General features: G+C 60.3%; 11 protein-coding genes. 7 read left to right on the forward strand and 4 right to left on the reverse strand.

The features are described 5' to 3' along the window. Positions 1–100 precede the first annotated feature (100 nt). The gene (locus HY852_RS05755; protein WP_291603374.1) at positions 101–418 is read left to right on the forward strand and encodes a cytochrome c; all 318 of its coding nucleotides are present in this window, start codon (positions 101–103) and stop codon (positions 416–418) included. A 20-nt stretch (positions 419–438) separates the two neighbouring features. Here the strand turns inward: HY852_RS05755 and HY852_RS05760 are convergent, their stop codons facing one another. Genes HY852_RS05760 through HY852_RS05770 form a run of 3 tightly spaced genes read right to left on the reverse strand, consistent with a single transcriptional unit; the run spans position 439 to position 3,464 of the window. Then, on the reverse strand, positions 439–1,542 hold the full coding sequence (locus HY852_RS05760; RefSeq protein ID WP_291603376.1) for an MlaD family protein: 1,104 nt from the start codon (positions 1,540–1,542) through the stop codon (positions 439–441). Between the two features lie 3 nt (positions 1,543–1,545). Beyond that, entirely contained in the window at positions 1,546–2,325 is a 780-nt protein-coding gene (locus HY852_RS05765) for an ABC transporter ATP-binding protein (RefSeq protein ID WP_291603378.1), read from the reverse strand. A 2-nt stretch (positions 2,326–2,327) separates the two neighbouring features. Further along, complete coding sequence (locus HY852_RS05770; RefSeq protein ID WP_291603379.1) at positions 2,328–3,464, reverse strand: MlaE family lipid ABC transporter permease subunit; 1,137 nt, start codon at positions 3,462–3,464, stop codon at positions 2,328–2,330. A gap of 165 nt (positions 3,465–3,629) precedes the next feature. On the opposite strand from HY852_RS05770, the gene HY852_RS05775 reads away from it, so the two are divergent. Genes HY852_RS05775 through HY852_RS05785 form a run of 3 tightly spaced genes read left to right on the forward strand, consistent with a single transcriptional unit; the run spans position 3,630 to position 4,863 of the window. Next, positions 3,630–3,905: a hypothetical protein gene (locus HY852_RS05775; RefSeq protein WP_291603380.1), complete on the forward strand. Its 276-nt coding sequence runs from the start codon at positions 3,630–3,632 to the stop codon at positions 3,903–3,905. Position 3,906: 1 nt separating this feature from the next. Then, positions 3,907–4,413 (forward strand): phage holin family protein, encoded by a 507-nt coding sequence (locus HY852_RS05780; RefSeq protein WP_291603381.1) that lies wholly within the window; start codon positions 3,907–3,909, stop codon positions 4,411–4,413. 21 nt (positions 4,414–4,434) lie between these two features. Continuing rightward, positions 4,435–4,863 carry a hypothetical protein gene (locus HY852_RS05785; protein ID WP_291603383.1) on the forward strand — a complete coding sequence of 143 codons (429 nt, stop codon included), beginning with the start codon at positions 4,435–4,437 and terminating at the stop codon, positions 4,861–4,863. A 62-nt stretch (positions 4,864–4,925) separates the two neighbouring features. On the opposite strand, the gene HY852_RS05790 is transcribed toward HY852_RS05785, so the two are convergent. Then, the gene (locus tag HY852_RS05790) at positions 4,926–7,619 is read right to left on the reverse strand and encodes a bifunctional acetate--CoA ligase family protein/GNAT family N-acetyltransferase (protein ID WP_291603385.1); all 2,694 of its coding nucleotides are present in this window, start codon (positions 7,617–7,619) and stop codon (positions 4,926–4,928) included. A gap of 311 nt (positions 7,620–7,930) precedes the next feature. Here HY852_RS05790 and HY852_RS05795 point away from each other — a divergent pair, with 311 nt between their 5' ends. From HY852_RS05795 to HY852_RS05805, 3 genes are all read left to right on the forward strand, one after another. After that, the gene (locus HY852_RS05795; protein WP_291603387.1) at positions 7,931–8,914 is read left to right on the forward strand and encodes a zinc-dependent alcohol dehydrogenase family protein; all 984 of its coding nucleotides are present in this window, start codon (positions 7,931–7,933) and stop codon (positions 8,912–8,914) included. 8 nt (positions 8,915–8,922) lie between these two features. Beyond that, a complete protein-coding gene (locus tag HY852_RS05800; protein ID WP_291603525.1) occupies positions 8,923–10,476 on the forward strand; it encodes a bifunctional aminoglycoside phosphotransferase/ATP-binding protein in 1,554 nt (517 codons plus the stop codon). 97 nt (positions 10,477–10,573) lie between these two features. Beyond that, entirely contained in the window at positions 10,574–11,425 is an 852-nt protein-coding gene (locus HY852_RS05805) for a CHAD domain-containing protein (protein ID WP_291603526.1), read from the forward strand. The last annotated feature ends 9 nt before the right edge of the window (positions 11,426–11,434 follow it).

The following is an 11,434-nucleotide window of genomic DNA, read 5'->3' on the forward strand; positions in this document are numbered from 1 at the left end:
TCGCATCTTACCCGAACGTTCAGATGGCAGTTGACTCAGATCAAACGGGGCGGGCCTTAGCGGCCTAAACTAACCTAATTATTCAAAAATCTGCCCGGTAATGCTGCAATTCGTCCTTCGCCAGACCCTGATCGCCCTACTCCTGACCACGCCCGTCTTGGCAGCCTCCAAGGCCGAGCAGCGCGGCAAGGCCTTTGCAAGGGCCAACTGCGCTCGCTGCCACGCGATCGACCGGATATCCGGAAGTCCGCTCAAGACCGCCCCGCCGTTCCGAACCCTGCACCAGCGCTATCCTATCGAGACGCTTGGAGAGGCGCTTGCCGAGGGTATCTACGTCGGTCACGCCGAAATGCCAGCGTTCGAGCTGAACCCTGACCAGATCTACGACCTGTTGTCCTATCTGAAGACCCTTGAATGACTGAGCCGATGGCGCCCGCCTCAGGCCGCTTGCACGGTCCAGCCGATCAATGTCTTCGCGATTCGGCCGAAAGCCGCATTGAAAGCTTCGACCGCCGAAGCCGGCTCGACCTTGTCCAGCTTTTGCCTCTCCTCAAACAGGCGCGAGGCGACGACCTTCCCGTTCTTGTCCACCAGCCTCGCCGACAGCACGACTTCCGCCGCTGGCGCGCCCTCGGTAGCGATTGCAAAGCGCCTGATGTCGAGCAGCAGCTGGTATTCGGCCTGGCCGACATCCGCCGCCCGCAAGGGCGCATGAGCAATATCGTAGTTCTCGAAACTGTCGATCAGACGGGCCTGCAACAGCTTCGGTATGCTGTCGGCCCAGAGAAAGTCGGCAAAGCCCGGGTAATCCTTGGCGGGAGCGAACAGCATCCGCTGTGTCTCCAGCATCGCTACCGCCGTGGGCTCTGGAATAGCCAATTGGCCCTTGAGGGTCTTGTTGGCAGGTCCGAGATCCTGCGGGGCGCGGAGGTCGTAGGTGACTTTCTGCGCCGGTGTCCCGCCACCTGTCATCTTTTCCAGACCAGCCACAATGCTGTCGAGCTTGCCAGTGTTGCGCGCGAGCCCCTCCGAGAAGGTCTTGAAATTGGCGATCGTGTCCTTGAGCGGCCCCGAATTCTCCTCAAGCACCGAATCGACCCGCCGCAATGCGTCGCGCGCCGCTTGGGTCATGCCCTGACCCGCGCTAGGCTCGGCGATCAAGGTCGGCATTTCGCCGGGTTTTGTCGATCCCGTTCCGCCCTCCAGCGCGATAACGGGAACGCCCGTGAGGCCCTGGAACTCCAGGCCCACCTTGGTATCGGCGCGTACCGGCGTGTTCCTCGCCACTGAGATCGTCGCACTGACGTAGCGGGGACTGTCCGGAACAAGGGAAAGCTCCGTCACCTCGCCTACGCGAATACCGTTAAACAGCACTCCGGCGCCGACCAGGAGGCCTGGCACGGGGCCCTGAAACTGCACGTGGTAGGCGGTGCGGGGCCCTAATCCTCCGGTGTTATTCAACCAGTAGACGAAGCCGAACACGGCGATGATCGCCGCCAAAACGAAGGCGCCGATGAGGACGTAAGGAGCGCGGGTTTCCATGTCTCAACTCGTCTGAGGTTGCAGCATTTGCGAGCGCTTGCCATGGAAATAGGCCCGCACCCAGGGATGCTCGGATTCAAGCAATTCGCTCATCGGACCGATCGCCACGATTTTTCCGTCAGCCAGCGCCGCAACGCGATCGCAGACCGTATTGAGACTCGCGAGGTCATGAGTGACCATGAACACGGTCAATCCGAGCGTCTTCTGCAACGTTTTGATCAACGCATCGAAGTCACCCGCGGCGATCGGGTCCAGGCCGGATGTCGGCTCGTCGAGAAAGACGATCGCCGGATCGAGCGCGAGCGAGCGCGCCAGCGCCACACGCTTTGTCATTCCGCCGGACAATTCGGCCGGATATTTGTCACCGTCCTCGGGTAGCAAGCCGACCATCTCAAGTTTTGCCGTGGCGATCTCGTCCATCAATTCCTGCGAGGCCACTAGGTTCTCGCGTAGCGGAAACTGGATATTCTGCCGCACGGTCAACGACGAAAACAGTGCGCCCTGCTGAAACAGGATGCCCCACATGCCCGCCGCGGCCTGGGTGCTGCGCTCGTGAGCACCACCGATCGCCTGCCCCATCACCTCAATCTCTCCGCTTCGCCGCGGAATGAGACCGATGATCGTGCGCATCAGCACCGATTTTCCGCCGCCCGATGCGCCTACAAGTCCGAGAATCTCACCCTTGCGGACATCTAGCGACAAGTTGTCGAGAACGATCTGCCGTCCGAAGCCGACGACAAGGTTGCGTACCCGAATTGCGATCTCGGAGTCGCCTTCCTGCATTACTACATTCCAATCGATGCAAAAAAGACGGCGAACAGCCCGTCAAGCACGATGACGAGGAAGATCGACTTTACCACCGACGTCGTCGTCTGCTTGCCGAGCGACTCGGCGCTGCCCTTGACGCGCAGGCCTTCGCTGCAGGCTACGATACCGATCACCAGCGCCATGAAGGGCGCCTTCAGAATTCCTACCTTGAAGTGGGCGACCGTTATGGCGTCGTGAACCCGGGCGATGTAGATCGCTGGTCCCATGTCACCATAGAATTGCGCAACAATGCCGCCGCCATAAAGTGCTGCTATCGAGCCAATGAAGGTGAGGATCGGCAGCGCAATAACTAAGGCGGTGATTCGCGGCAGAATCAGCACATCGATCGGGTCGAGACCCATGGTCGAAAGGGCATCGATCTCCTCGCGCATTTTCATCGAACCAAGCTCGGCGGTGTAGGCGCTGCCCGAACGGCCGGCGACCATGATCGCGACGATCAGAACCCCGAGTTCGCGCAGGACCAGGATGCCGACCATGTCCACGGTATAAGATTCGGCTCCGAATCTTCTGAAGTGGAAAAAGCCCTGTTGCGCGATAATCGCGCCGATCAGGAATGTAATCAGAGCAATTATCGGAATGGCCTGCCAGCCGATGCGGTAGAGCTGGTAGACCAGTGACGTCATCCGCAGCGTTTGCGGCCGGCGCAGCACGGCAACAATCGCCATAAACAGCGATCCCAGCATCTGCAGGAACACGGCAATGTCTTCCCTGGCGCTGACGGTGGACTGACCGATGTCGTTCAGCTTGGCAAAGATCGGACTCGGCGCGATTAAAGGCGGCGGGTTGTGCCGATTGACCTGCCGCACCTCATCGATCAGACCAGCATAATTGTCGGCAACGCCGACGATTTCCGCAGAACGACCGGCGGATATCGCGCGCCGGGACAGCTTTTCGATCAGCCAGGCTCCGAGCGTATCGAGTTCGCTGACCCCGGCTATATCGAGCCTCACGGACCTCGCCCGCGCCAGCTGCGCGGATACGCCGTCGGACAGCGCCTCCAGCTTGGCCACATTGGCCGCAATCCAGGACCCGGCCGGACGCAGTTCAAGCACATCTCCCGATGGGGTCGCCGCTAAGAAGGGTTCGGAGTTCAAGGCCTTGCTCCTCTTCGGGCAGTCGATTCCAGATTAGTACAAATATTTCTATGTGTTGGCATGAGGGCTCAACGCAAATTACACCCGTTTCGCACTCTTGAGGCAAATCAACAAAGATGCCTCGCGGGTGCCTAGGATTCTATACGGCAGTTGGGAGTATAATCCATGTTCGACGCGGGCAGGTTGAGTGACGAACTGAAGGCCCTGAAGGTCGATGTATCCCGCCTCTTGGGCACGACCGGGGAAGAGGTTCCCGACATGTCCAAGAGCCGGGCCGACTCGCTCGCGGATCAAATCAAGACGGCCCTCAACGAGCTTGGCGGGACGCTCAACGAGGAAGAAGATCTGCTCCGAGGGCTTATCGCCGAACGCCCGGTCGCCTCGCTTGCGTCAGCCTTTGCGCTCGGCGTCGTGGTCGGCTTCATGCTGAGGAGGAACTAGCGTGGACCCGGAAAACGTCGTCAAACATCTGCGCGTACTCTGGCGCACGGACAGAATCATCGCCGACATCAGGCTGCGTCATTTACTGGTCGGGCTTGGACTGCGCGCGTTCGCCGCCCTGATCGCCACGTTCGGACTTTTGATGCTCGAGCTGGCGGCCTATTTCGCGCTGGTCCAGATCTGGAGCGCCATGGCGGCCGCGGCTATCCTCGCCGCAATGAATTTCGCGATCGCAGCCATACTTTTCGTGATCGCGGGCAGGCCTCCTTCGGGCCGCGAGCTCGATCTGGCTAACGAAATCCACGGGGCGTCGGTTGACGCTCTGCAGGTCGAAGCACGCGCGTTGCAGTCGCAGGTGTCCGGCATCATTCACCACCCGCTGAACGGAATCCTGCCGTTGCTGATTACCCCACTGATTACCATCATCATCAAGAGCCTGAAGAAGCCGGCGGAAAGGGCAGCCGACCCGAATCATGTTGCGAGGGCAGCCGCATCCGACCAAAAGTAGTTAGAACAAATAAGATTGCGAATGAGGAGCAATCCTGAAATGCCCAACAAAACCCCTAAGCCGATCCTAAACACGTCACTTCCAGCACACTTTCGACGGATAAGGATCGAGTTGGCGCGCGAGCACGGCCATCCCGAAGGCGATGCCGGCGTTGCCTATGTCCTTATTGCGCCGCTTGCGGCTGACGACCGCATCGACGCAGAGCTATGGCGGCAGCATCGCGAGGCATGCCGTGTGACCCGGTTGCGGCCGGGCGAAGGTGACGCGCATGGCCATCTCGTTCATCGTGGAGGTAACGGCTGGGCTTTCCACTACGATGCGGACGCCGATATGCCGGACGAGGTCGGCTTTCATTTCGCTGACGAGCGCTTTGTGGCCGGCGAATACGTCTCGATCAACGAAGGCAAGAAACTGCACACCTACCGCGTGACTACAGTCTCGCGCCTTTGAGACCAGCCCGGCTTTTTCGTCCCTTTGGGCTTCCTGCGCCTCAGGTCGGCTCCTCGGTGGCCTCAGAGATCGAGCCGCACATTGCATATGTCCGGCTCAACCGGATCCGGCTTCACTTCGAAGCCCAGTTGCCGGCACATATCCAGCATCACGGTGTTCTCCTTGAGCACATCGCCCGAGATCTCGCTGAGGCCTTCTGATCTTGCATATTCGATGATCAGTTGCATCAATGCCCATCCCAGACCCCTGCCCTTGAGGTCGGAACGAAGCATAATCGCGTACTCTCCGCTCTCATACAGCGCGTCGGAGTGAATCCGAACCACGCCGATCATCTCATGAGTAATTTCATCGAAGGCGATGAATGCCATGGCACGCGCGTAGTCGAGTTGGGTAAGACGCGCGATGAATTCGTGGGTGAACTCCTTCATCGGGGCGAAGAATCGCAGACGGAGGTCGTGGGCCGTCACGTGGTGCAGGAATTCGTGGAGGATCGGCTCGTCTTCGGGCCTGATCGGGCGGACAAAGACACGCCATGCGCCCTTCACCTCGATGTGCCGCTCCCACTGCGAGGGATAGGCCCGCACTGCAAAATTGCCGGGACCTGAGCCTGCAAACTTGCCTTCTGGTTGCCCGACCGCAATGCGCGCATCAACGGCCATTACCCCAGTCTCATCTGCCAGCAGGGGGTTGATGTCCAGTTCCCGGATCTCGGGAATGTCGGCGGCCATCTGCGCCAACTTAACAAGGACCATCGCAACCGCATCCTCCTTCACCGCCGGGACGTCACGATACGCGCGCAACAACCTGGAAACCCTGGTGCGCTCGATGAGGTCGCGAGCAAGCTTCAGATCGAGCGGCGGCAATGCGAGGGCCTTGTCGTTGATGATCTCGACAGCCGTGCCGCCGCGTCCGAACACGACCACGGTCCCGAAGGTCGGATCATCGGCGAGGCCCAGGATCAACTCACGAGCCTTCGCCTTGACGACCATGGCCTGCACGATGACGCCCGAAATGCGTGCGTCGGGGCGAAGTTGCTTTGCGCGTGCCATGATGCCGCCCGCTGCCATCCGGACCGCGTCGGGTTTCGTAAGATTGAGGACAACGCCGCCAACGTCCGACTTGTGGATGATATCTCGCGACAAGATCTTCAGCACTACGGTCGCGCCCTGCGCGAAGATTTCCTTGGCGTATTCGACCGCCTGCTCGACGTCGGCTGCCGCATAGGTCGGAACCATGTCGATGTCGTAGGTCTCGAGCAATCGCTTGATTTCCACCGGATCGAGCCATCTGCGACCATCGGCCATTGCCGCCGCAACGATCTGCCTCGCCTTGTCGACATCAGGCGCGAACGTATCAGGCATTGCGGGCGGTACCTGGGCCAATTCGTCGACCACCTCGCGATGGCGGACGAGATGCATGAATCCGCGTACGGCATCGTCCTCGGTCGGATAGTTCGGAATGCCGGCGCTGCTGAGACTGTCGATGATGTTCTGATCCGCGCCAACCCAGGCCGCAAGGACCGGCTTCGCCCAGCGGCGATGTCGCTCGCGATACTTCTTGACGAGCTCGGTCACAACGATTGCGATCTCCTCTGCTGATGCGATCGCGGTCTGAACATTCACTACGAGAACCGCATCATTGCCGGAATCGGCCAGCAACACCTCCAGGGCAGCCGCATAACGCGCTGCATTGGCATCCCCAATGATGTCGATCGGATTTGACTTAGACCAGGTCGGCGGCAGAACGGCGTCGAGCTTCTGCCGTGTGTCCGGGGTCAGCGGCGCCGGAATCCCCTCGAGTTCGACCAGCCGATCAGTCGCCAGCACGCCGATGCCGCCGCCATTGGTCAGGATCGCCAACCGCTTTCCGGTCGGCGACTCGACGCGGCCGAGCGTCTCTGCGCAGTCAAACAGCTCGCGAAGGTCGGACACGCGCAGAATACCGGCGCGTCGGAACGCTGCATCATAAACCGCATCCGAGCCGGCAAGCGCTCCGGTATGGGTAGCAGCGGCCTTTGCACCCTGCGCCATTCGCCCCGACTTGACGACGACAACGGGTTTCACCCTTGCGGCCGCGCGTGCAGCCGACATGAACTTCCGGGCATCCTTGATCGCCTCGACATAGAGCAGGATTGCCCTCGTCTTGGCGTCCAGCGCAAAATAATCCAGCAGGTCGGAGATATCGATGTCGAGCTGGTCTCCGATCGAAACGATGCCGGAGAACCCCACGCCACGCTGCGCCGCCCAATCCACCATGCCAGCGGCAATCGCGCCTGATTGAGAAATCAGCGCCAGGTTCCCTGGTCCGGGCATGTGAGCCGAGAAGCTGGCATTCAGGTTGGCGTTCGGCATCATGATGCCGAGGCAATTCGGCCCTATCAGCCGCATGCCGTATTTCTGTGCGATCTGTCCCGTGATCTCCGCGATCGAGCCGGGACCGTGGCCAAGGCCGGCCGTGATGATCAGGGCTCCCGCCGTGCCGCGTTTTCCGGCCTGGTCGATGATCCCCGGGATCGCGCTTGCCGGCGCTGTGATCACGACGAGCTCGGGAACGAACGGTAGCTTGTCTACGCTGGTGACGGCCGGAATGCCGCAGATTTCAGCATAGCGCGAATTGACCAATCCGAATTCGCCCTTGAACCGGGCCTTTCGGATGTTCTCCAGTACGGCCCGGCCGACGGAACCGTCGCGCGGACTTCCACCGACAAGCGCGACCGACAGCGGCGCCAGCAAGTTGTTCAATCGGGAAGTCGACAAGCCTTTGATTGTCCGGTTGGGCATCGGTGCGGGTACCTAAGGGCATGCTTGGTCAATCTGCGGCGGCAGGGTGCCACGTCATGACCCAGCAGGTTGGCTATCTGATGACTGTTATTATTTCGCCACCCGGTCGCGGCGTAGAGGCGAGAATCGCGATTATCGCGTTGAACTTATAGCGAAACGTTATCTCGTTCCTTTGATTCTCATCAATCCGGTTCGCGGGGCCCAAATGGTCTCCTGAGGAACGTCAAGGACTGGCCGCTCTCTGCCCTTATGCGTTATGCTGTTTCCGGTCCGCTCTGGAGAAGCTAATGCGTGCGATGGTATTGCAAACCCCGCGAGCGCCGCTCCAGATGGAAGAGCGTCCAGATCTGATCCCGGGCGAAGGAGAGATTCGTGTGAAGGTGAGTGCATGCGGCGTTTGCCGCACCGACCTGCACGTCGCCGATGCCGAACTTCCAGACATCAAATACCCGATCGTCCCTGGTCACGAGATCGTGGGTCGTGTCGATTTCATCGGTCCGCATGTCACGACCCACCAGATCGGCGATCGCGTCGGAATTCCCTGGCTCGGCCATACCTGCGGCACTTGCCGTTTCTGCAGCAAGGGGATGGAGAATCTCTGCGATGCTCCGCTCTTTACCGGCTATACGCGTGACGGTGGCTTTGCCACGCATACGATTGCCGATGCTCGTTATGCCTTTCCGCTTGGTGAAGACGGCGACGATGTTGCCATCGCCCCGCTATTGTGCGCGGGTTTGATAGGCTGGCGCTCGCTGGTCATGGCCGGAAACGCCGAGCGGCTTGGGATCTACGGCTTCGGCGCCGCGGGTCACATCGTTACCCAGGTCGCGCTCTGGCAAGGACGCTCCGTCTATGCTTTCACGCGCGCCGCCGATACTGCCGCGCAGGACTTTGCTCGCCAGCTCGGCGCAGCATGGGCAGGCGCCTCGGATCAGGCGCCCGACGTTCCGCTCGATGCGGCCATTATCTATGCGCCTGCAGGAGAACTGGTTCCTCGGGCCCTGCGAGCGGTACGCAAGGGCGGTCGTGTCGTTTGCGCCGGGATTCACATGAGCGACATTCCAAGCTTTCCCTATCATCTGCTGTGGGACGAACGGCAACTGGTGTCCGTCGCGAACCTCACGCGACAGGATGGGATGGATTTTCTCCGGGTCGCGCCACAGGCCCGCGTCCACACGCAAACGTCCGCATTTCCACTGGCCGAAGCCAACGAAGTCCTGAACAAATTGAGGACAGGACAAATCCTTGGCGCCGCGGTGCTCAGACCTTGACTCGTCCAATGGATGCTTCAACCCAAAACGACGCAGCGATCCAGGAGCGCGTGTTCGCGTACCTCACCGATCCGGCTGTTCATCCTGGCACGCTGCGGATCGACACGCACGCAGCTTCCGTATTTCTGGAAGGTGACCGGGCCCTGAAGATAAAAAGGGCAGTCCACTTTCCATTTCTCGACTATTCGACCCTGGAAAAGCGCAAGGCCGCCTGCGAAGAAGAGATCAGGATCAACCGGCCCTTTGCGCCGCGGATCTATCGGGGGGTCGTAGCAATCACGCAAGACCCGGACGGATTGCTGAGCGTGGACGGCAAAGGCGTGCCGATCGAATTTGCGGTGGAAATGTCCCGTTTTGACGAGCAGCAAACGCTCGATCATCTCTCCAAAGCCGGTCCTCTCGACGCGAAGCTCGCCTCCGACATCGCCGATGCGATCTCGGTCTCGCATGCCATCGCCCCTGGCGCCGATGCAGCGCGCTGGATCAAGTCGATTCCAGCTCTCATCGACAGCAACACCGCAGGTCTGCAGAATGGCGCCCGTTTTCCGGCGAGCGAGATCGAAGACCTGGGAAGGACCTCGCATGAGATATTCGCCTGTGTCCGGGGTCTCCTCGAAGAACGCGGCCGAAGCGGCCATGTGCGGCGCTGCCACGGTGACCTGCATTTGGCGAACATCGTCCTGATCGCGGATCGGCCCGTCCTGTTCGATGCCATCGAATTCGACCCAACGATCGCCTCTGTCGATGTGCTCTACGACCTCGCTTTTCCGTTGATGGATCTCCTGCGTTATGGGCAACCCTTGGCGGCCAATGTCGTGCTCAACCGCTATCTCGGGACGACTTCGGTCGAAAATCTTGAAGGGCTAGCAGCACTTGCTCTGTTTCTATCCATGCGGGCTGCGATCCGCGCACAGGTGCTGATCGCCCGGCTCGAGCGGCCAAACGCCGATCACGCCGGCTCACTCGCGGACGCACACGAATATTTCAAGCTTGCGCAATCCTTGATTCGTCCCCCCGCGCCTCGATTGATTGCCATCGGTGGATTATCGGGTACCGGAAAATCAGTTCTGGCGCGTGCGCTTGCGCCCTTCGTGGCGCCACAGCCCGGAGCCGTTGTGTTCCGCAGCGATGTCCTGCGAAAGCAATTGTTCGGGGTAGGCGAAACAGAACGGCTGCCGGCGGACGCCTATCGCCGCGAGGCCGGCGAACAGGTTTATGCGACGCTCCTGCGGCGCGCGAATTCTGTCCTGGCGCATGGCCATTCGGCCATTGTCGATGCCGTGTTCGCACAAGAGGACGAGCGAACCGCTGTTGCCAAAATCGCGAGCGAGCTCAGAGTGCCGCTTTCAGCCTTCTTCCTTGTGGCCGATTTGGCGATCCGGCAGGCACGCGTCGGCCATCGGCAAGGCGACGCCTCGGACGCCACGCCGGAGGTTGCGGCGCTACAGGAGCAATATAGTATTGGTAGCGTCGGTTGGACGATCATCGATGCATCCGGGACACCCGAGCAGACGCTCGAACAGTGTCGAAGCCGGATCGCTGACAAGGGGCAGGCCATCTGATTGGCCGGAGCGTATGGCGCAGTTTGAAACAGCGTTTCGGACAGCCGACAACACCGGCCGGGCGTCTACTCGGGGCTTTTCCCGGCTGAACTCGGCCATGGCGTGTGATGTCGCCTTCCGGATCATGGCGCGCCGTTACCTCGATGCGGTCGCGGCGCAGCACGACGGCACTTGTGATGGCGACGTTACCGCTCTGCATGACATACGAATTGCGCTCACGCATCTGCGCACCACGATCCGTTTCTTCTCCCCGATAATTGACGATACGGAACGCCGGCGCATTTGGGCCGGATTGAAATGGTTGAACGGCCAGCTCGGCAAGGTGCGGGACCTGGACGTAGCGATCGACACAATCAGACGGGCGGCAGGGGGTGATCCGAAGGCCCTATCCCAAGTCCAATCCTGGAACGAAAAGCGGGAATTGGGACACCGGCTGCTGGCACGGGTGCTCAAATCCGCGCGATACCGGAACCTGATTGAAAACACCTCAAACTGGATCGACGGTGGGCCGTGGTCCACCTCAAAGAGCAAGGAGGAGGTCAAGGCGCGCGGCACTCCTATCGGCACCTTCGCCACGCAACAACTGGCGGCATGGGAAAAAAAACTCCTAAAGAAATCCCGCAAGCTCAAGGATATGAATGTCAACGAGCGCCATCAATTGAGGCTGCTCAACAAGCGCCTGACCTATTCGATTGAATCGCTTCAGGATCTGTTTTCGGACAAACGGTTCTCGAAGCAGAAAACCGCCCTCAAGCATCTGCGCAAGGCGCAGCGCTGCCTCGGTCAGCTCAATGATGCTGCACGTGGAGAAGCGCTGGCCGCCGCCTTGTATGGCGAGAAGTCCGATGCGATCCCTCACTTCATCAGCCGCAAACGGGAAAAGCGGCTGCTGCTAACGGCGGCAACGGCCTACGACAAGCTGGACAAGTTGAAGCTGTTTCGTGTTTGACGCTCAGAG

Source organism: Bradyrhizobium sp. (assembly GCF_016213215.1).
Taxonomy (GTDB): Bacteria; Pseudomonadota; Alphaproteobacteria; order Rhizobiales; family Xanthobacteraceae; genus Bradyrhizobium.